The organism is Micromonospora sp. NBRC 101691 (genome assembly GCF_030269285.1).
GTDB lineage: Bacteria > Actinomycetota > Actinomycetes > Mycobacteriales > Micromonosporaceae > Micromonospora > Micromonospora echinospora.
On the sequence record NZ_BSTB01000024.1, the window covers coordinates 12943 to 34754 of the forward strand.

The 21812-nt window shown below is 74.1% G+C and carries 8 protein-coding genes; all 8 read left to right on the forward strand.

All coding sequences use genetic code 11. From position 1 onward, the window contains the following. The first annotated feature begins 470 nt into the window (after positions 1 to 470). From QSK20_RS27910 to QSK20_RS27945, 8 genes are read left to right on the forward strand one after another with little or no spacing between them, the layout of a single operon-like run. Positions 471 to 8582 carry a type I polyketide synthase gene (locus QSK20_RS27910; RefSeq protein ID WP_285791595.1) on the forward strand — a complete coding sequence of 2704 codons (8112 nt, stop codon included), beginning with the start codon at positions 471 to 473 and terminating at the stop codon, positions 8580 to 8582. Between the two features lie 19 nt (positions 8583 to 8601). Then, positions 8602 to 15162: a type I polyketide synthase gene (locus QSK20_RS27915; RefSeq protein WP_285791596.1), complete on the forward strand. Its 6561-nt coding sequence runs from the start codon at positions 8602 to 8604 to the stop codon at positions 15160 to 15162. Beyond that, positions 15155 to 17941, forward strand: a complete 2787-nt coding sequence (locus tag QSK20_RS27920; protein ID WP_285791597.1) for a type I polyketide synthase — start codon at positions 15155 to 15157, stop codon at positions 17939 to 17941. The genes QSK20_RS27915 and QSK20_RS27920 overlap by 8 nt, the downstream gene beginning before the upstream one ends. A gap of 5 nt (positions 17942 to 17946) precedes the next feature. After that, positions 17947 to 18696 carry a polyketide synthase gene (locus QSK20_RS27925; RefSeq protein WP_285791598.1) on the forward strand — a complete coding sequence of 250 codons (750 nt, stop codon included), beginning with the start codon at positions 17947 to 17949 and terminating at the stop codon, positions 18694 to 18696. 23 nt (positions 18697 to 18719) lie between these two features. Continuing rightward, positions 18720 to 19967 carry a hydroxymethylglutaryl-CoA synthase family protein gene (locus QSK20_RS27930; protein ID WP_285791599.1) on the forward strand — a complete coding sequence of 416 codons (1248 nt, stop codon included), beginning with the start codon at positions 18720 to 18722 and terminating at the stop codon, positions 19965 to 19967. 2 nt (positions 19968 to 19969) lie between these two features. Continuing rightward, positions 19970 to 20779, forward strand: a complete 810-nt coding sequence (locus QSK20_RS27935; RefSeq protein WP_285791600.1) for an enoyl-CoA hydratase/isomerase family protein — start codon at positions 19970 to 19972, stop codon at positions 20777 to 20779. After that, positions 20754 to 21500, forward strand: coding sequence for a polyketide synthase (locus QSK20_RS27940; RefSeq protein WP_285791601.1), 747 nt, complete (start codon positions 20754 to 20756; stop codon positions 21498 to 21500). Before QSK20_RS27935 ends, QSK20_RS27940 begins: the two co-directional genes overlap by 26 nt. 27 nt (positions 21501 to 21527) lie before the next feature. Beyond that, complete coding sequence (locus QSK20_RS27945) at positions 21528 to 21776, forward strand: phosphopantetheine-binding protein (RefSeq protein WP_145832868.1); 249 nt, start codon at positions 21528 to 21530, stop codon at positions 21774 to 21776. Positions 21777 to 21812 lie beyond the last annotated feature (36 nt).

The following is a 21812-nucleotide window of genomic DNA, read 5'->3' on the forward strand; positions in this document are numbered from 1 at the left end:
CGGGAAAGAAGCCGCCGGGCCGATGCTGTGGCGGAATTGTTCATGGCTGTTCCGGCCCCCGGGCCGGTGGTGGCCCGTGCCCATTTCCGAGCTGCTGCGACAGATCGGTCGGGCGCGGGGCCGGATATTGGGGTGTGCTGTGGGTGAGGTTCCCGAACGGTCGACGTCCGACCGTACGCCATGGGCCGGAATCGGCACGCCGACGACGTGTTTCGCCGTTCCCGAGTTGCCGGACGAAGCTTTTCTCCGTCCGTCGCCACGGCGCGGCCCGGACCGGACCGCGCGCGAGCGTCGCCGGCCGGTGCCCGGGGCCGTCGTAGCGGCCGGGGGCGCCCGCACCTGCTGACCCGAGTACCCGAGCCTGCTACCCACCGCGTCGGCACCTCCCCGGCCGGTCGACCCGAGCCACCTCGACGACGAGGCATGGCCGGGCCCGGTCGACGGAGCAATCTCCCGTTGAGGACACGTCCATGCAGCATCCCGATCAGGCAGCGTCGCGTCACGACTCGCCCACCGCGCCGGCGGTGGAGGAATGGCTCCGGCAGCACCTGGCCGTCCAGCTCGGTCTGGACGCCGCTGGTCTGGACGCGCACGAGCGTTTCCACCGGTACGGTCTCACGTCCCTGCGCGCCGCAGGGCTCATCGCCGGCCTCTCCCAGTTTCTCGGGCGACCACTTCCGGCGACTCTTGTCTGGGACCATCCGACCATCGATTCGCTGGTGCGGTTCCTCAGCGAAGGTGACCGCACACCAGCTGTCACGGATTCCCGCCCCGTCGTGAGCGATTCGGAACCGATCGCGATCGTCGGAATGGCGTGCCGCTTTCCGGGAGCGCGGAACACCGAAGCCTACTGGCAATTGCTGACCGAGGGTCTCGACGCCATTACCGAGGTGCCGGCCGACCGGTGGGACGTCGACCATTTCTACAGTTCCGTTCCGGACGCCCCGGGCCGGACGCGCACCCGTTGGGGCGGTTTCCTCGACCAGGTGGACCGCTTCGACGCCGGGTTCTTCGGTCTGGCCCCGCGCGAGGTGATCCAGATGGACCCGCAGCAGCGGCTGTTCCTGGAGCTGGCCTGGGAGGCCCTGGAGGACGCCGGCATCGTCCCCGGGACCCTGAAGGACAGCCCCACCGGCGTGTTCTGCGGGGCGATGTGGCAGGACTACGCCCGGCTCGCCGCCCGCCGTCCCGAGGACGTCACCGCGCACACCGCGACCGGCCACGACCTGAGCGTGATCCCGGCCCGGGTGTCGTACCTGCTCGGACTCCAGGGGCCGAGCCTCGCCGTCAACACGGCCTGCTCGTCCGCCCTGGTCGCGGTCCACCTGGCCTGCCAGAGCCTGCGCTCCGGCGAGTCGACGGTGGCGCTCGCCGGCGGCGTCAACCTGACCATCGCCCCGGACAGCACGGTGGCGATGTCCAAGTTCGGGGCGATGGCGCCGGACGGCCGCTCCAAGGCCTTCGACGCGCGCGCCGACGGCTACGTGCGGGGTGAGGGCGCCGGCATCGTCGTGCTCAAGCCGCTGTCCCGGGCGCTCGCCGACGGCGACCCGGTGCACTGCGTGATCCGCGGCTCGACGGTCAACAACGACGGCTTCAGCAACGGGCTCACCGCCCCCAACCCGCAGGCGCAGGTGGCCATGCTCCAGGCCGCCTACCAGCGGGCGGGCGTGGCGCCCGAGCGGGTGCACTACGTGGAGACGCACGGCACCGGGACGTTCCTCGGCGACCCGATCGAGGCCAACGCGATCGGCGCCGTGCTCGGCGCGAACCGTCCCGCCGACCGCCCCCTGGTGATCGGGTCGGTCAAGACCAACATCGGCCACCTGGAGGCCGCCGCCGGCATCGCCGGCCTGATCAAGACCGCGCTGGCGATCCGGCACCAGAGCATCCCGCCGAACCTGCACTTCACCCAGCCGAACCCGCACATCGACTTCGCGCGGCTCCGACTGCGCGTTCCCGGTGCCGTCGAGCCCTGGCCGCACCCGGAGGAGAAGCCGCTCGCCGGCGTCAGCGCCTTCGGTTTCGGCGGCACGAACTGCCACGTGGTGCTGGAGGGGGCCACCCCGCAACCGGTCCACCTGCTTCCGCTGGCCGCCCCGGATCCCGCCGCGCTGCGCACGGCTGCCCGGGCGGTACGGGAGGCCGCCACCGGACCGGTCGCCCTGGCCGACCTCTGCCACACCGCCGCCCGCCGGCTCACCGACCAGCCGTACCGGCTCGCCCTGCCCGCCCGTACCCGCGACGATCTGGTCGGCCGACTCCACCAGTGGCTCGACACCGCCCCCGACCCCGTCCCCGCGCCGTCGTCGCCACCCCGGGTGGTGTTCGTGTTTCCGGGTCAGGGTGGTCAGTGGTGGGGGATGGGTCGGGAGTTGGCTCGTTCGGAGCCGGTGTTCCGTGGGGTGTTGGGGGAGTGTGCGGCGGCGTTCGCGGAGTTTGTGGACTGGTCGTTGGTGGAGGTGTTGGAGGGGGAGTCGGTTCCTGAGGGGATCGATGTGGTGCAGCCGGTGTTGTTTGCCGTCGAGGTGGGGTTGGCGGCGTTGTGGCGGTCGTGGGGTGTGGAGCCTGCGGCGGTGGTGGGGCATTCGATGGGGGAGGTCGCGGCGGCGTATGTCGCTGGGGCGTTGTCGTTGTCGGATGCGGCTCGGGTGATCTGTGAGCGCAGTGGTTTGTTGCGGCGGATTTCGGGTCGTGGGGCGATGGCGGTGGTGGAGTTGCCGGCTGTCGAGGTGGAGGCGGTGGTGGCTCCGTTCGGTGGTGCGGTGGTGGTGGCGGCGCTGAATGGGCCGGTGACGACGGTGGTGGCGGGTTCGTCGGAGGCGGTGGACGCGGTGGTGGCGTCGCTGTCGGGTCGGGGGGTGTTCGCGCGGCGGGTGCAGGTGGATGTGGCGTCGCACAGTCCGCAGGTGGATGAGCTGCGGGACGGGTTGGTGGCGCGGTTGGCGTCGGTGTCGCCGCAGGTGGCGGCGGTGCCGTTGTATTCGACGGTGCGGGGGGAGGTTCTCGCGGGTACGGAGTTGGATGCCGGGTACTGGTGGGAGAACCTGCGGGAGCCGGTGCGGTTCGCGCCGATGGTGGACCGCCTGCTGGACGACGGGCCGACCTGCTTCCTGGAGATCAGCCCCCACCCGGTCCTCGGTGCCGCCATCGAGCAGAGCCAGGCCCGACACCCCGGCCGGGGTGTGACGCTCGCCTCGACCCGCCGGAACGAGGACGAGCGCGCCGCGCTGCTCGACACGGTGGCCCGGCTCCACGAACTCGGGCAGCCGATCCACTGGCCGGCCCTGTACCCGCAGGACGTCGTGCCGGTGCCGTCCGCGCCGGACCCCGCCGCGTCGACCGACCCGGTCCGGCCCATCCCACAGACCGGGCCGGACGAGCCGAGCGGCGCCGGAGCCGTAGCCGGCGCTCGGGGCGCCGGGGACGCCGTGCTGCTGCCGCTGTCGGCGCACACGCCGGACGCGCTGACCGACCTGACCCGACGCACCGTGGACCTGCTCCGCCGTCACCCCAACCTCGACCTGCGCGACCTCGCCCACACCGCCGCCGTACGGCGTACCCACCACGGCGTCCGGCTCGCCGTCGCCGCCACCTCCCACGCGGACCTCCTCGCCCAACTCGACGCCCACCTCGCCGACGGTCGTCCGGCGGACCCGGTACCCGCCGGCCCGGCCCGCCGGGTGGTGTTCGTGTTTCCGGGTCAGGGTGGTCAGTGGTGGGGGATGGGTCGGGAGTTGGCTCGTTCGGAGCCGGTGTTCCGTGGGGTGTTGGGGGAGTGTGCGGCGGCGTTCGCGGAGTTTGTGGACTGGTCGTTGGTGGAGGTGTTGGAGGGGGAGTCGGTTCCTGAGGGGATCGATGTGGTGCAGCCGGTGTTGTTTGCCGTCGAGGTGGGGTTGGCGGCGTTGTGGCGGTCGTGGGGTGTGGAGCCTGCGGCGGTGGTGGGGCATTCGATGGGGGAGGTCGCGGCGGCGTATGTCGCTGGGGCGTTGTCGTTGTCGGATGCGGCTCGGGTGATCTGTGAGCGCAGTGGTTTGTTGCGGCGGATTTCGGGTCGTGGGGCGATGGCGGTGGTGGAGTTGCCGGCTGTCGAGGTGGAGGCGGTGGTGGCTCCGTTCGGTGGTGCGGTGGTGGTGGCGGCGCTGAATGGGCCGGTGACGACGGTGGTGGCGGGTTCGTCGGAGGCGGTGGACGCGGTGGTGGCGTCGCTGTCGGGTCGGGGGGTGTTCGCGCGGCGGGTGCAGGTGGATGTGGCGTCGCACAGTCCGCAGGTGGATGAGCTGCGGGACGGGTTGGTGGCGCGGTTGGCGTCGGTGTCGCCGCAGGTGGCGGCGGTGCCGTTGTATTCGACGGTGCGGGGGGAGGTTCTCGCGGGTACGGAGTTGGATGCCGGGTACTGGTGGGAGAACCTGCGGGAGCCGGTGCGGTTCGCGCCGATGGTGGACCGCCTGCTGGACGACGGGCCGACCTGCTTCCTGGAGATCAGCCCCCACCCCGTGCTGGCGGCGGGCATCGAGCAGAGCTGCCGGGCGCGCGGCGGTGACGGCGTGGTCCTCGCCTCCACCCGCCGCGACAACCCGGAGCGGCTGGCCATGCTGGACACCGCCGGCGAGCTGTACCGCCTGGGCGTACCGGTCGACTGGACCGCGCTGCACCCGACCCCGCGCGCGGTCGTCCGCCTGCCCGACTACCCCTGGCAGCGGGAACGGTTCTGGGCCGACGACCCGGCCACCGCGCCCGCCAGGGCCCCGCGCACCGGCGGCCACCCGCTCCTCGGCGGCCACGTCGAGTCGTCGCTGGACCCGGGGGCCCACCTCTGGACCACCGAGATCGACGTCGACGCGCTGCCGTACCTCGCCGACCACCGGGTACGCGGCCAGGTCGTCGTCCCCGCCACGGCGTACGTCGAGATGGCCCTGGCCGCCGCCGGTGAACTGCTCGGCACGCCGGCCCGGACGGTCGAGCACCTCGACGTCGTCGCGCCGCTCGCGCCGTCCGGGGAGCGGCCCACCACGGTCCAGGTGACCCTCACCCGGGACCCGTCCGGTGGGTTCGTGTTCCGCTGCGCCAGCCGGCAACCCGACGAGGACGGACAGCCGGCTGACTGGCAGGTGCACGCCCGGGGTATCGTCCGCGCCGGGGAACCCACCGTCGCCGACCATGACCCGGACGACGCCCCCCGGCCGGACGGACCGGGGCTGACCGGGGACGACCACTACGCGGCGATGCGGACCCGGGGTCTGGACTACGGGCCAGGCTTCCAGGGCGTACGGCAACTGTGGCGGGCCGACGGCGAGGCGTCCGCGCGGATCGACCTCGCGACGGACCTCTCCGGCGGCTACGGCGTGCACCCGGCGCTGCTGGACAGCTGCCTCCAGGTGGCCGTCGCCGCGCTGCCCGGCGCAGCCGACGACACCTGGGTGCCGGTTCGGATCGAGCGCCTCGACCTGCGGGAACACCCCGGGACGACGCTGTCCTGCCGGGCCCGGCTGCGGCCCGCCGAGGCCGGCGACGCGCGGTCGCGCACCGTCGACCTGGTGGTCCGCGCCGCCGACGACGACCGGGTCCTGCTGGTCGTCGACGGCCTGCGCCTGCACCGCCTGGCCCGCGAGGCGTCCGACGCCGGTCTGCTCCACGAGATCCGCTGGGAACCCCTCGTCACCCCGCCCGGCGACGCCGACTGGACCGGCCGGTGGCTGCTGCTCGCCGACCGGGACACCACCCTCGACGCCGCGCTGGCGGCCCGGGGCGGAAGCTGCGTCGTCGTCCGACCGGGTCCGACCTACCGACGACTCGCCGCCGACCGGTACGAACTCGACCCGGCCCGGCCCGAACAGCTCCGGGACCTGCTCGCCGACGCCTTCGGCGCGGACCGCCCCTGCCGGGGTGTGATCCACCGCTGGGCGCTGGACGCCGGAGGGCCGAAGCCCGACCCGACCGTCCTGGAGGACGCCCACCGGCTGGTCGCCGACAGCGTGCTGCACCTGGTCCGGGCGCTGCACGACCTCCCGCCGGCACAGCGGCCCCGGCTCTGGCTGATCACCCGGGACAGCCAGGCGGCGGCGCCGGGCGACCGGGTCTCCGCGCCGTTGCAGGCCCCACTGTGGGGACTCGGCCGGACCATCGCCCACGAGCACCCCGACCTGCGCTGCACCCGGATCGACCTCGGCGCGGACCTGCCCGACGAGAACTCCGCCCTGCTCACCGCGCTGCTCGCCCCGGCCGAGGAACCCGACCTGGCCCTGCGCGGCGACGACCTGCTCGTCTCCCGCCTGGTCGCCGGGGCCTCCGGCGCGGCGCCGACCGTGGCCGAGCCGGCCGGCGACCGCCCGTTCCGGCTCGAACTCGGCCGGGCCGGCACCCTCGACGGGCTCCACCTGCGTCCGTTCACCCCGGCCCCGCCGGGCCCCGGCGAGGTGCTCGTCGAGGTACGGGCCAGCGGCCTGAACTTCCGGGACGTGCTGAAGACGCTCGGGGCGTACCCCGGGCTGGACGACGCGGAGGTCACCCTCGGCGACGAGTGCGCCGGGGTGGTGGCCGCGGTCGGGCCGGACGTCACCGACCTGCGGGTCGGCGACGCCGTGGTGGCCGTCGGCAGCCGGTGCGTCGGCACCCACGTCCGGGCCGACGCGCGGCTGGTCGCGCCGAAGCCCGCCGGCCTCGACTTCGCCGAGGCCGCGACCATCCCGATCGCCTTCCTCACCGCCGCGTACGCCCTGGAACACCTGGCCCGGATCGAACCGGGCGAGCGGGTGCTGGTGCATGCCGCCGCCGGCGGGGTCGGCCTGGCCGCCGTACAGCTCGCCCAGGCCGCCGGGGCCGAGGTGTTCGCCACCGCCGGCAGCGCCGAGAAGCGCGCCCACCTGACCTCGCTGGGCGTGCCGCACGTGCTGGACTCGCGCAGCACCGCCTTCGCCGAGCAGGCACGCGCCGCCACCGGCGGGCAGGGCGTGGACGTCGTACTGAACTCCCTGGCCGGCGAGTTCATCACGCACGGCATCGCCGCGCTCGCCCCGTACGGGCGGTTCGTGGAGATCGGCAAGCGGGACATCTACCAGGACCGGCCGATCGGACTCGGCGAGTTCCGCCGTAACCTGGCCTTCTTCGCGGTCGACCTGGACCGCATGTTCACCGAGCGGACCGCGCTGCTCGGCGCGCTGCTGCGCCGGATCGTCGCCCGGGTCGACGCCGGAGAGCTGCGCCCGCTGCCCACCCACCGGTTCCCGGTCGCCGAGGTCCGCGACGCGTTCCACCTGATGGAGCAGGCCGGCCACATCGGCAAGATCGTGCTGACCGTGGCCGACCGGCGGACCGTCCCGGTCACCCCGGCCCCCGGTGCCGCCCGGATCCGCCCCGACGCCAGCTACCTGGTCACCGGCGGCTTCGGTGGGCTCGGCCTCGGCGTCGCCCGCTGGCTCGCCGACGCGGGCGCGCGCCAACTCGTCCTGGTCGGCCGCACCGGCGCGCCGGAGGACGCCCGGCCGGTCCTCGACGACCTGGCCCGGGCCGGGGTGGAGGTGGTCGCCCTCGCCGCCGACCTCACCGTCGCCGACGAGGTGACCCGGGTGCTCGACCACGTCCGGGGACACCTGGCCCCGCTGCGCGGCGTGGTGCACGCGGCCGGGGTGCTGGACGACGGCATCCTGCTCCAGCAGAACGCCGAACGGTACCGGCGGGTGGCCCGTCCCAAGGTCGACGCCGCGTGGCACCTGCACGACCAGACCCGCACCGAGGCGCTGGACTTCTTCGTCCTGTTCTCCTCGGTCACCTCCGTGCTCGGCTCACCCGGCCAGGGCGGCTACGCGGCCGGCAACGCCTTCCTCGACGCGCTGGCCCACGCCCGCCGCGCCGCCGGCCTGCCGGCGCTGAGCGTCAACTGGGGACCCTGGTCGGCGGTGGGCATGGCGGCCCGACTCGAACAGGACGGCCAGGAGGCGCTGCGCGGCCTGCGCGCGATCAGCCCGGAGCAGGGCGTCGCCGTCCTCGGCGGGCTGCTCGGGCGGGACACCGCCCAGGTCGCCGTGATGCCGTTCGACGCCGCCGAGTGGGTGGCCGCCTACCCGGCCGCCGCCCGCAGCAACCAGCTCGCCCACCTCGGCACCGACGCGGCCGGGCAGCCGGCGACGGCCAGCGCCCGCGCCGACTTCCTGGCCGCCGAGCCGGGACGCCGCCGCCGGACGGCGATGGAGGGCTACGTCCGCCAGGAAGCGTCCCGGGTGCTGCGCCTGGCCCCGGCCCGGATCGGCGTCGACACCCCGCTGCGCAGCCTCGGCTTCGACTCGCTGATGTCGCTGGAGCTGCGCAACCGCCTGGAGGCGGGTCTCGGCGTCCCGCTCTCCTCCACGGTGCTCTGGAACTACCCGACGATCGAGGTCCTCGTGCCCTACCTCGCCGAGCGGATGGCGATCCCGCTCGACCCGCCGGTCGTTCCGGACGAACCCGACGGCACCGACCCCGGCCCGGCCGTGCCCGGCCCCGCCAGGAAGCCGGGTGACCTTCCGGTCGACGACGACCTGGGTGGGCTCTCGGTCGACGACCTGGAGGCGCTGCTCGTGCAAGAACTCAACGACCTCGATTCCTGACGGCGGACAAGGAACCGACATGCCCTCAGCGGAACACTCCTCGGCGGCGACGCTGCACCGCGCGTTGACCGCGGTGCGCGACATGCGCGCCAAACTCGAGGCCAGCGAGCGCGCCCGGACCGAGCCGATCGCGGTCGTCGGCATGGCCTGCCGGTTCCCGGGCGGGGCGAACAGCCCCGAGGCGTTCTGGGCGCTGCTGCGCGACGGGGTCGACGCGGTGTCGGAGGTACCCGCCGACCGGTGGGACGCCGACGCCCTCTACGACCCGGACCCCACCGCGCCGGGCCGGGTCAGCAGTCGCTGGGGCGGCTTCCTGGACCAGGTGGACCGGTTCGACGCGGCCTTCTTCGGCATCTCCCCCCGCGAGGCCGACCAGATGGACCCGCAGCAGCGGCTGATGCTGGAGGTCGCCTGGGAGGCCCTCGAAGGCGCCGGGCAGACCACCGAACGGCTGGCCGGCAGCGCCACCGGTGTCTTCGTCGGCGTGCACAGCCACAGCAACGACTACACCTGGCTCCAGTACGCCGACCCGGAACGGATCGACACCTACACCGGCACCGGCACCTCGCACAGCGTCGTCGCCGGCCGGATCTCGTACCTGCTCGACCTGCGCGGGCCGAGCGTCGCCCTGGACACCGCCTGCTCGTCGTCCCTGGTCGCGGTGCACCTGGCCGTGCAGAGCCTGCGCAGCGGGGAGTGCCGGACCGCGCTGGCCGGCGGCGTGAACCTGGCGCTCGGCCCGCAGTTCGCCATGGCCACCACCAAGATGCGGATGATGGCCGCCGACGGCCGCTGCAAGACCTTCGACGCCGCCGCCGACGGCTTCGTGCGCGGCGAGGGCTGCGGCGCGGTGGTGCTCAAGCGACTCTCCGACGCCCGGCGCGACGGCGACCCGGTCCTGGCGGTGATCGCCGGCACGGCGGTCAACCAGGACGGCCGGACCAACGGCCTGACCGCCCCGAGCGGGCTGTCCCAGCGGCAGATCGTCGCGCAGGCACTGGCCAACGCGGGCGTCGAGCCGGCGGCGGTCGGCGCGGTCGAGGCCCACGGCACCGGCACCGCGCTCGGCGACCCGATCGAGATCGAGGCGCTGACCGAGGTGTTCGGCCCGGCGACCGAACAGAGCCGACCGGTCGCCCTCGGCTCGGTCAAGACCAACATCGGTCACCTGGAGGCCGCCGCCGGCATCGCCGGCCTGATCAAGGTGGTGCTGTCGCTGCGGCACGAGGCCGTCCCGGCGCACCTGCACTTCCGTACCCTCAACCCGAACGCCTCGCTGACCGGGACCCGGTTCGTCATCCCGACCGACCTGCGTCCCTGGCCCCGGGGCGAGCACCCCCGGTTCGCCACGGTCAGCTCGTTCGGCTGGTCCGGCACGAACGGCTGCCTGGTGGTGGGGGAGGCACCCGCCGAGGACGCTCCCGCGTCCGTCTGGGCAACCGCGTCCGCCGGGGACGCTCCCGCGTCCGTTGGGGGAACCGCGCCCGCCGGGGACGACCTTGCGTCGGCCGACCGGGTCGAGTTGCTGCCGCTGTCGGCCCGTAGCCCGCAGGCGTTACGCGCGTTGGCCGGCGCGTACCGGTCGATGCTGGCCGACACCGACGTGCCGCTGCGCGACCTGTGCTGGACGGCGGCCGTCCGGCGCAGCCACCACCCGTTCCGGGCGGCGGTCACCGGCCGCGACCACGCCGAACTGGCCGACCGGCTGGCAGCCGTCGTCGACGCCCCCGCCCCGGTCGAGGCGGCCGTCCCGGACGTCCCGGCGGGCCCGGTCTTCGTCTTCTGCGGCCAGGGCGCGCAGTGGGCCGGCATGGGCCGGGACCTGCTGGCGGCCGAACCGGTCTTCGCCGACACGCTGCGCCGCTGCGACGAGCTGTTCCACGCCCTCGCCGGCTGGTCGCTGCTGGACGAGATCCTCGCCGACGAGAGCCGGTCCCGGCTGGACCGCACCGAGGTCGCGCAGCCCGCGCTCTTCGCGGTGCAGGTGGCCCTCGCCGCGCTCTGGCGCTCCTGGGGCGTCGAACCCGAGACGGTCATCGGCCACAGCGTCGGCGAGGTTGCCGCCGCCCACGTCGCCGGGGTGCTCACCCTCCAGGACGCGGTACGCGTGGTGTACCACCGGGGCCGGGTCATGCAGCCGGCGCACGGGCTCGGCCGGATGGCCACCGTGGCGCTGCCGGAACACGAGGCGGCGCAGGCCGTGGCCGGGTACGGCGACCGGCTGGCCGTCGCGGCGGTCAACAGCCCCACCTCGACCGTGCTGGCCGGCGACGCCGACGCGTTGGCCGAGGTGCTGGCCGCGCTCGCCGAGCGGGACGTGTCCAGCCGGCCGCTGCGGGTCGAGTACGCCTTCCACAGCCCGCAGATGGCCCCCTTCCAGGACCCGCTGGTCCAGGCGTTGCACGGCGTCACGCCCCGCCCGGCCGTCGTGCCCATCATCTCCACGGTGACCGGACTGCCCGCCGCCGACGGTGACTACGGCCCGGCGTACTGGGCCCGAAACATCCGGCAGCCGGTCCGGTTCGCGGCGGCCCTGGCCCAGCTCGACGGGGCGGGCGCCGGGTGCACCGTACTGGAGGTCGGCCCGCAGCCGGTGCTGGCCCGGCCGATCGTCGAGCAGGCCGAGCGGCACGGCCGCCCCGGCGCGGTGCTGGCCTCGATGCGGGCCGGCACGGACGGCCGCGCGACGCTGCTGGCCGCGCTCGGCGGGCTCTACCGCGCCAACCACACCGTCGACTGGGCGCGCGTGCACCCGGCCCCCGGCCGGTGCGTGCCGCTGCCCGGCTACCCGTGGCAGCGCCAACGGCACTGGCTGCGCGGCACGCCCCGCCCGGCACACGGGACTCCGGTCCCGGGCGGGCACCCGCTGCTCGGCCGGCGGCTCCGTACCGCCGTGCCGACCTTCGACAACGTCCTCGACGCCGGCGGCTTCCTCGGTGACCACCGGATCCACGGCGCGGCGCTGCTGCCGATGACGGCGTACCTCGAACTGGCCCTGGCCGCCCACGGGGCCGCCCCGGCCCAGGTCACCGACCTGGTGCTGCACCAGCCGCTGGTCCTGGCCGACGACTCGCCCCGCGCGGTGCAGGTCGTGCTGACCCCCGACGCCGGGGCCGGGTGGTTGCAGGGGTCCCCTGCTACGCAGAAAGCGGTAACCGGGGACCCCTCCACGCACCCCGGCGGCACCGTGCAGGTGTTCAGCCAGGCGACCAGCGGCCCGGACGACCAGCGGTGGCACCGGCACGCGACCGGGAAGGTGGCGGAGTACACCCCGCCCCCGGCCGACCACCGTGACCCGGCGACGCTGCCCGACGGGCTCACGCCGGTCGACGTCACGTCGTTCCACCAGCGGCTCCGGTCGGCCGGCATCGCCTACGGTCCGGCCTTCACCGGCCTGCGCGAGCTGTGGCGCGGCACCGATGAGGCCCTCGGTCGGGTCGCCCTCGCCGACGACCTGAAGACCGCCGCCTACCGCTGGCATCCCGCCCTGCTCGACGCCGCCCTCCAGGTGTCCCTGGCCGCGTTCCCCGACGACCCGACCGACGCCTGGCTGCCGATCGGCCTGGACCGCTTCGCCCCGGTCAACACGCCCGGCCGGCAGGTGTGGAGCCACGCCCGGCTGCGCAGCCGCAGCGCCGAGGCCGCCGTCGCCGACGTCGAACTGCGCACCGCCGACGGGGTCCTGGCCGCCCGGGTCGAGGGGCTGCTGCTGCGCCGCGCCGACCGGCAGGCCCTGACCGGCACCGCCGCGCCCGGGATCCGGTACGAGATCGCCTGGGAACCGGCGGAACCGACCATCCCGACGACCGGTGCGGGCGACTGGCTGCTCCTGGCCGACCACGGCGGCGCCGGCGCCGCCCTCGCCGACCTGCTGCGGTCCCGGGGCGAGCGGGTCGACCTGCTGCCCCCGGACGCCGACCCGACCGGGCCGCTGCGGCACCCGGGCCGGACCTGGCGCGGCGTGGTCGACCTCGGTGGACTCGACGCGCCGCCCGGTGAGCCGGCCCTGGACGGGGTGCTGGCCGCCCACGAGCGGACCGTCCGCCGGGTGCTCGACCTGGTGTCCAGCCCGGCCGTCGACGACTCCACCGCGCCCCGGCTGTGGCTGGTCACCCGGGGCGCCCGGGCGGTCCTCCCCGGCGACCCGGTCGCGGTCACCCAGGCCCCCGCCTGGGGGCTGGCCCGCGCGGTCAACCGGGAACGCGCCGACCTGCGCTGCGGCTGCGTCGACCTCGACCCGACCGACCCCCGGCCGGTGGCCCCGGAACTGGTTGACCTGCTGCTCGCCGCCGACGGCGAGGAGGAGGCCGCGCTCCGCGACGGCGTCGTGCACGTGCCCCGGCTGGTGCCCGCCGGGCCGCCCGCCGGGGACGACCGCCCGGTGCGGCTGCGGATCCGGGAGCGCGGCGTGCTGGAGAACCTCACCCTCGAACCGGCCACCCGCCGCCAGCCCGAACCGGACGAGGTGCAGATCCAGGTCCACGCCACCGGCCTCAACTTCCGGGACGTGCTGAACACCCTCGGCATGTACCCGGGCGAGGCGGGCCCGCTCGGCCTGGAGTGCGCGGGCGAGGTGATCGCCGTCGGCGCGCGGGTCGACGACCTCGCCGTCGGGGACCGGGTCCTCGCGCTGGCCCCGGCGAGCTTCGCCAGCTACGTCACGGTCTCCGCTGCGCGGGTCGCGCCGATCCCCGCCGGGCTGGACTACGCCGAGGCGGCCACCGTCCCGGTCACGTACCTCACCGCCGCGTACGGGCTGCACCACCTGGCCCGGCTCAAACCCGGCGAGCGGGTGCTGATCCACGCGGCGGCCGGCGGGGTCGGCCTGGCCGCCGTGCGGCTGGCTCACGCCGCCGGGGCAGAGGTGTTCGCCACCGCCAGCCCCGCCAAGTGGCCGGTCCTCACCGACCTGGGCGTCCGGCACGTGTTCCACTCCCGCACCCTCGACTTCGCCGACGCGATCCGCGACCGCACCGACGGGCAGGGCGTCGACGTCGTGCTGAACTCCCTCGCCGACGAGTTCATCCCCCGCAGCCTCGGCGTGCTCCGCGAGGGCGGCACCTTCCTGGAGATCGGCAAGCGCGGCATCTGGGCCGCCGAGCAGGTCGCCCAGCTGCGCCCCGACGTGCAGTACCACCCGTTCGACCTGGGCGCGGTCGCCGACACCGAACCGGAGCTGATCCGGGCGACGCTGCGCGAGGTGACCGACGCGCTCGGCGCGGGCCGGCTCGCCCCGCTGCCGCTGCGCACCTTCCCGCTCCACCGGGCGGTGGACGCGTTCCGCCACATGGCCCAGGCCCGGCACGTCGGCAAGGTCGTGGTGACCCACCACCATCCGCCCGTGGTACGCCCCGACGCCACGTACCTGATCACCGGTGGCCTCGGCGGGATCGGCCCGGCGGTGGCCCGCTGGCTGGTCGACCGGGGCGCCCGGCACCTGGTGCTGCTCGGCCGCAGCGCGCCCTCGGCGGAGGTCGCCGCGACCCTGCGCGGCCTGCACCCCGACGCGCGGATCCACGTCCGGCAGGCCGACGTGGCCGACCGGGACGCGCTGGCCGGCGTGCTCGCCGAGATCGCCGCCACCCGGCCGCCGCTGCGCGGGATCGTGCACGCCGCCGGGGTGCTCGACGACGGGGTGCTCGCCCAGCAGACCTGGTCGCGGTTCGCCGGGGTACTCGCCCCCAAGGTGGCCGGCGGCTGGAACCTGCACCGGCTCACCCGGGACCTGCCGCTGGACTTCCTGGTGTTCTGCTCGTCGGTGGCCGCGCTGCTCGGCTCGGCCGGCCAGAGCAGCTACGTCACCGCCAACACGTTCCTCGACACGCTCGCCCACCACCGGCGGGCCCGGGGCCTCGCGGCGACCAGCGTCGGCTGGGGACCGTGGGCCGACGGCGGCATGGCCGCCCGCCTGGACGACCGGCAGCGGCAGCGTCTCGCCGCCCAGGGCTTCCGGGCCATGCCGGCGGACCAGGCCACCGACGCCCTCGGCCGACTGCTCGACGCCGGGACCACCCAGGCCGGGGTGTTCGCCGTGGACTGGCCGACCCACCTGCACGGATACGCCGATCGGCCACCGGCGCTGCTGGCCCGGCTGCGCCGCGCCGAGGCCACTCCCGCCGCCGGCCCGACCGAGACGGCCCCGACCGGTGGGGCCCGCGAGCGGATCGAGGGCGCGCACCCCACCGAACGCCGCCAGCTCCTCCAGGAGTACGTGCAGTGCGTCGCGGTGACCATCCTCGGCCTGCCCCCGGCGCAGCCGGTCAACCCGCAGCAGCCGCTGCGGGAACTCGGCCTGGACTCGCTGATGGCGGTCGAACTGCGTAACGCGCTGGGCGGGTTCGCCGGGCGGCACCTGCCCAGCACCCTCGCCTTCGACCACCCGACGGTGACCCGGCTGACCGACTACCTGCTCCGCGAACTGTTCCCCGAGCCCACGACGCCCCCGGCGGCCAGCACCCCGCCGACCCCCGACGGGCCGGCCGACCTGGTCGCCCGGGTCGCCGCGCTGGACGACGCCGACGTCGAGGCGCTGCTGGCCGCGAAACTCTCCGCCCTGGAGGTGAGGACCACCCATGAGTGACACCGGAGCCGCCGCGGCGACGCTCTCCCCGCTCAAGCGCGCCCTGGTCGCGATCGAGACCCTCCAGGCCCGCCTGGACGAGATCGAACGCGCCCGCACCGAACCCATCGCCGTCGTCGGCGTGGGCTGCCGGCTGCCCGGCGGCGCGAACAGCCCCGACGAGTTCTGGACCCGGCTGCGCGACGGCGTGGACCTGGTCTCCGAGGTGCCCGCCGACCGCTGGGACGTCGACGCTTACCACGACCCGGAGCAGTCCACCCCGGGCACGATGAGCAGCCGCGACGGCGGCTTCCTCGACCAGGTCGACCGGTTCGACCCGGGCTTCTTCGGCCTCTCCCTCGGCGAGGCGGCCAGCATGGACCCGCAGCAGCGGCTGCTGCTGGAGGTCGCCTGGGAGGCCCTCGAACACGCCGGGTGCGTACCGGCGAAGCTGGCCGGCACACACACCGACGTGTACGTGGGCATCAGCACCTGGGACTACTCCCTGCTGCTCGGCGGCGCGCCCATCCGGGGGCTCTCCGGCACCGCGTTCAGCATCGCCGCGAACCGCCTCTCCTACGTCTTCGACCTGCACGGCGCGAGCCTGGCGGTGGACACCGCCTGCTCGTCCTCGCTGGTCGCGGTGCACCTGGCCTGCCAGAGCCTGCGCGCCGGCACCGCCCGCACGGCCCTCGCGGGCGGCGTCAACGTGATGCTCTGGCCGGAGACCACGGCGGCGTTCTCCCAGGTCGGCATGCTCTCCCCGGACGGGCGCAGCCGCACCTTCGACGCCAGCGCCAACGGCTACGTACGGGGCGAGGGTGCCGGCATGGTCGTCCTGAAGCGACTCTCCGATGCCCGCGCCGACGGCGACCGCGTGCTCGCCGTCATCCGGGGCTCCGCGGTCAACCAGGACGGACACAGCAACGGCCTCACCGCCCCCAACAGCGTCGCCCAGGAGGCGGTGCTGCGGGCCGCCCTCGCCGACGCCCGGGTCGCCCCGCACCAGGTCGACTACGTCGAGGCGCACGGCACCGGCACCACCCTCGGTGACCCGATCGAGGTGCGCGCGCTGGCCGCCGCGCTGGGGCCGGGCCGCGACCCGGACCACCCGCTGCTCCTCGGCTCGGTCAAGACCAACACCGGGCACCTGGAAGCCGCCGCCGGCATCACCGGCCTGATCAAGGTGGCGCTGGGCCTGCACCACGGCGAGATCCCCCCGCACCTGCACCTGCGCGAGCTGAACCCGCACGTCGAGTGGCACGAGCTGCCGCTGCGGGTGGCCACCACCCGCACCGCCTGGCCGTCCCCGGCCGGGCAGCGGGTCGCCGGGGTCAGCTCGTTCGGCTTCGGCGGCACCAACGCCCACATCGTCCTCGGTGACGCGCCAACCGAACCCGCCCCGACCGCCCCGGCCCCGACCGACGACCGGCCGCTGCGGCTGCTGACCGTCTCCGGCCGCAGCGAGGAGGCCCTGCGCGACCAGGCCCGCCGGTACGCCGACCGGCTCGCCGCGCCGCCCACCCCGACGCTGGCCGCGCTCTGCCACACCACCAACACCCGGCGCACCCACTTCGCGCACCGGGCGGCGGTGCCGGTGACCGACCTGGCCGCCGCCCGCGCCGCGCTGACCGCGCTCGCGGCCGGCGACACCCCCGACGGGCTGCACCGGGGCACCGTCGCCACCGGCACCCGGCGCCGACTGGCGTTCGTCTTCCCCGGCCAGGGCGGCCAGCACATCGGCATGGGCCGCGAGCTGTACCGGACCGAACCGGTGTTCCGGCGGACCATCGACCGCATCGCCGAACTGTTCGACCCGCACCACCCCTGGCGGCTGCGCGACGTCATGTACCCCGCCGAGGGCGGTGTCCGCTACCCGATCGACGAGACCGAGTACGCCCAGCCCACGCTCTTCGCGATCCAGTGCGCGCTGGCCGAGACGTGGCGTTCCTGGGGCGTGCGCCCCGACGCGGTGATGGGGCACAGCCTCGGCGAGTACGCCGCCGCCTGGGTCGCCGGGGTGTTCAGCCTGGAGACCGGGGTCCGGCTCATCGTGGAGCGCGGCCGGCTCACCCGGACCCTGCCGCCGACCGGCATGATGGCCGCCTGCTCGGCCTCCGCCGATGACGTCACCGCCCTGCTCGACGGGTACGCCGGCCAGGTGGCGGTCGCCGCGGTCAACGGCCCCGAGCACACCGTCATCTCCGGCGAGAAGACGGCCGTGCAGGCGGTGCTGGAACGGCTGGAGGAGGACTTCGTCCTCACCCGCCCGCTGCGGGTGTCGTACGCGTCGCACTCGCCGCTGCTGGAGCCGATCCTCGACGAGTTCGAGAAGTCCATCACCGGGCAGGAGTTCGGCGAACCGCAGATCCCGTTCATGTCGACCTACCGGGCGACCATGCTCCGCTCGGGCGTCTGCCACGACCCGGCGTACTGGCGGCAGCAGCTGCGCGAACCGGTCCGGTTCCTGGACGCCACCCGGGCGCTCGCCGCCGAGGGCTACGACACCTTCCTGGAGATGGGCCCGAAGGACACCCTGATCGAGATGGGCAAGCGCTGCCTGCCCCGGGGCACCGGCCGGTGGCTGCGCTCGCTGGACCCGGAGGCCGGAAACTGGCAGACCCTGCTGGACAGCGCGGCCGGCCTGCACACCCACGGCGTCGACGTCGACTGGGACGCCTTCGAGGGCGACGCCCACCCGCCGGTCGACCTGCCGACCTACCCCTTCCAGCGGCGCCGCTGCTGGCTGGACCCGGAGCAGATCCGGGCGCACCGCCTGACCACGGAAGACCAGAGGTGACGGAGATGCCCGACGTACTCGAGGTGACCGCCGACGGGTCGGGAATCGTCCGGGTCGCCATCTGCGACCCGGAACGGGAGAACCGGCTCAGCTACGAACTGGTCGACCAGCTCATGGCGACCCTGGACAAGCTGGCCGGCGACGAGTCGGTGAAGGTGCTGCTGGTCACCGGCACCAGGGAGATCTGGTGCGCCGGCGGCACCCTTCAGATGCTCAAGGAGATGGCCAGCGGCGTGTACGACGAGCGCCGCCTGCTCGCCCTCTCCGACCGGTTGTTGAGCTTCCCGGTGCCGGTGATCGGCGCCCTCGAGGGGCACGCGGTCGGCGGCGGCCTGGCCCTGGCTCTCTGCTGCGACCTGACCGTCGCCGCCGAGAACCGCCGCTACGCGGTCAACTCGGCGAGCATGGGGTTCACCCCGGCGATGGGCCTGTCGGTGCTGCTGCCGGCCGCGGTCGGCCACCACTTCGCCGCCGAGATGATCTTCACCGGCAAGTACTACAAGGGCCGTGAGCTGGCCGGTCGGCGACTGTTCAACGCGGTCGTCCCCGCCGACGAGGTGCTGGCCCACGCCACCGACCTCGCCGAGCAGATCGCCGAGAAGCCCCGCTACGTGCTGGAACTGCTGAAGGAGACGCTGGCCCTGCCCAAGCGGCACCTCCTCCAGGACGCCATCGCCCGCGAGCCGCTGATGAACCGGGTCTGCTTCGCCCAGCCCGGCAGCGACGCCCTGCTCGACCAGACGTACCTGAACTGACCCGAGACGAGGAGAACACCCCCATGCGGGTAGGTATCGAGAAACTCAACCTGTACGGCGGTCGCGCGTACCTCACGATCGCCGACCTCGCCTCGGCCCGCGGCGGCTCCCTCGACGAGCTGGAACGCCGTCAGATGGTGCCCTACGAGGCCCGGTCGATCATCCCGCCGTACGAGGACCCGGTGACCCTGGCGGTCAACGCCACCGAACGGCTGCTCAGCGACGCCGACCGCGAGCAGATCGAGCTGGTCGTGGTCGCCACCGAGTCCGCCGTGGACTTCGGCAAGCCGATCTCCACCTGGGTGCAGCGGCACTCCCGGCTGCCCGCCCACAGCCGCAACTTCGAGGTCAAGCACATGTGCTACGGCGGCACCGCTGCGCTGCGCGTCGCCGCCTCCTGGGTCGCCTCGAACGTCCGCCCCGGCAAGAAGGCCCTGGTCATCAACAGCGACCTGAGCCGGACCCGCAACCACGTGCAGACCGAGGACGACGACCTCGGCGAGCTGATGGCCGGCGGCAGCGCGGTCGCCATGCTGGTCAGCGCCGAGCCGACCGTGTTCGAGCTGGAGCTGGCGAAGGCCGGCTACTGGACCAACGAACTCTCCGACGCGCTGCGCCCCAACTCGCGTACCGAGATCATCACCGGGCAAACCAGCTTCTACTCGTACCTCGACGCGCTCGAGGAGACCTACGAGCGGTACGAGCACCTCGTAGGCGAGGTCGACTTCGACACGTACTTCCGGAAGAACATCTACCACGCGCCGTTCCCCGGGATGACCCGCGTCGCGCACAAGACCCTGCTCAACCGGCTCGGCGTGTTCGACAAGGCGGCCATCGAGGCGAGCTGGCGGGAGCGGGTCGCGGACAGCACCCACTTCGCCCGCCGGATCGGCAGCGCGTACGGCGCGTCCACCTTCATCTGCCTGCTCGGCATGCTGCACGCCGGCAGCGGCTTCGCCGCCGGGGACCGGTTCTCCGTCTTCGCGTACGGCTCCGGCTGCCAGGCCGAGTTCTACAGCGGACTGGTCGGCGCGGACGCGCAGGCGTACGTGCGGGGCCTCGACGTGGACGCGCACCTCGACTCCCGGGTCCGTCTCGGCGTCGAGCAGTACGAGCAGATCGAGAAGGCGTGCGAGTCGAACATCGACGAGCCCACCTACGAGCCGCTGACCCAGGACGTCGGCGACCTGTACGCCCAGCGGTACGACGGCCAGCGCCTGCTCGTCCTGGAGGGCGTCCGCGACTACCAGCGCCACTACACCTGGAGCTGACCGTGGATCGCGCGGTTCGCTCCGAGATCGCCGACGGCGTCTGCTTCGTGACGCTCGTCGCCGCCGCCAACGGCAACGCCATCAACTTCGACCTGATCGACGGGTTGGAGGAGGCGCTCGACGCGGTGGACGCCGACCCGGACTGCCGGGCCCTGGTGCTCACCGCCGAGGGGGACACCTTCTGCCGGGGGCTCGACCTGGAGGCGTTCTTCGTCCACGGTCGACTGCCGGAACGCGAGCAGCTCCGTCGGCTGCCGGCCTGCCTGGCCCGGCTGCGGCGGGCCCGCGTACCGGTGATCGCCGTCGCGGACGGCGAGGCCATGGGCGGCGGCGTCGGTCTCCTCGCGGCCTGCGACCTGGTGCTGGGCACCCCGAACGCCCGGTTCATGCTCTCCGAACCGATCGTCGGCCTGGTGCCCGCCACCATCGTGCCGTTCCTGCTGCTGCGCGTCGGCCCGGCCCGGCTGCGGGCGATGACGCTGAGCACCCGGGGCGTCGAGGCCGCCGAGGCGCACACCTACGGCCTGGTCGACGAACTGGTCACCGGCGGCGTCGAGCCGGCCCTGCGGGCCCAGCTGCAACGGATCTTCCGGTCCGCGCCGGCGGCGCTGGCCGAGACCAAGCGCTACTACGACCGGTGCAGCGCCGCCGACCTGGACGGGCAGATCGAGGCGGGCCTCGACCTGTTCACCGGCTGGCTGGCCCGGCCGGACGTGCGGGAAGGGGTCACCGCGTTCGGGGAGGGCTTCGCACCACAGTGGTTCGCACGCTATCGAGGGCGGATGGATGTTCCAGGTCATTCGGGTACGTGAGGTGGAGCCCGGCATCGCCGAGCTGACCCTCGACGACGCCGAGCACGAGAACCGGCTCAGCGACCGGCTCTGCGACGAGCTGCTGGCCGCCCTGGCGCAGCTCGCCGCAGATCCGCAGCTCAGGGTGCTGCTGCTGCGCGGTCGGCCCGAGGTGTTCTGCGCCGGGGCCACCATGGACGCGCTGCAACGGGTGCTCTCCGGCACCCTGCACGTCAAGGACCTGCTGCTCTCCCGGCCCATGCTGGACTTCCCGGTGCCGATCGTCGGCGCCCTCGAAGGGCACGCGGTCGGCGGCGGCCTGGTGCTCGCGCTCTGCTGCGACCTCGTCGTGGCCGCCCGCAACCGGCGGTACAGCATGAACTTCGCGCGGATGGGCTTCACCCCGGCGATGGGCACCACCACGCTGCTGCCGGCCGCCGTCGGCGCGGCCACCGCCGCCGAGCTGACCCTGACCGCCCGCTACTACAAGGGCGCCGACCTCGACGGACGCGGCTTCTTCAACGCGGTCGTCCCGGCCGCCGAGGTCGTCGACACCGCCCTGGAGTACGCCCGCCGCATCGCCGAGAAACCCCGCCACGTGCTGGAGCTGACCAAGGAGAGTCTCGCCCAGCCCCGACGGCAACTGCTACGCGAGGCGATGTCCCGCGAGCACCTGATGCACCGGGTCTGCTTCGGCCGACCCGAGGTCGCGGACATCGTCGCCGAGACCTACCTCACCTGAGAAGTACCACCGAGAAGGAGCAACAAGATGGAACGCCAGCAGGTCGTCGACGTGGTGACCAAGCACATCCGACTCAACGCCGAGGGCCTCGACGACAAGCCCGTCGACACCTCGAAGTCGATGAAGGAGTTCGGCCTCGGCAGCCTCGACATCGTCGAGATCGTGTCGGCCTCGATGCGGGAACTCAAGATCCGGGTGCCCCGGACCGAACTGGCCAACCTGTCCAACGTCGACGAACTGGTCGACCTCTTCCTCAAGGTTAAGCAACAGCAGTAGGTCCCCGTCCAGCAGGAGCAGTAGGCGCCACGCGAG

Bases quoted from the DNA above. Each gene is read 5' to 3' on its own strand.
- QSK20_RS27910 (WP_285791595.1), top strand. From the start codon at position 471: ATGCAGCATCCCGATCAGGCAGCGTCGCGTCACGACTCGCCCACCGCG.
- QSK20_RS27945 (WP_145832868.1), top strand. From the start codon at position 21,528: ATGGAACGCCAGCAGGTCGTCGACGTGGTGACCAAGCACATCCGACTC.
- QSK20_RS27920 (WP_285791597.1), top strand. From the start codon at position 15,155: ATGAGTGACACCGGAGCCGCCGCGGCGACGCTCTCCCCGCTCAAGCGC.
- QSK20_RS27925 (WP_285791598.1), top strand. From the start codon at position 17,947: ATGCCCGACGTACTCGAGGTGACCGCCGACGGGTCGGGAATCGTCCGG.
- QSK20_RS27930 (WP_285791599.1), top strand. From the start codon at position 18,720: ATGCGGGTAGGTATCGAGAAACTCAACCTGTACGGCGGTCGCGCGTAC.
- QSK20_RS27915 (WP_285791596.1), top strand. From the start codon at position 8,602: ATGCCCTCAGCGGAACACTCCTCGGCGGCGACGCTGCACCGCGCGTTG.
- QSK20_RS27940 (WP_285791601.1), top strand. From the start codon at position 20,754: ATGTTCCAGGTCATTCGGGTACGTGAGGTGGAGCCCGGCATCGCCGAG.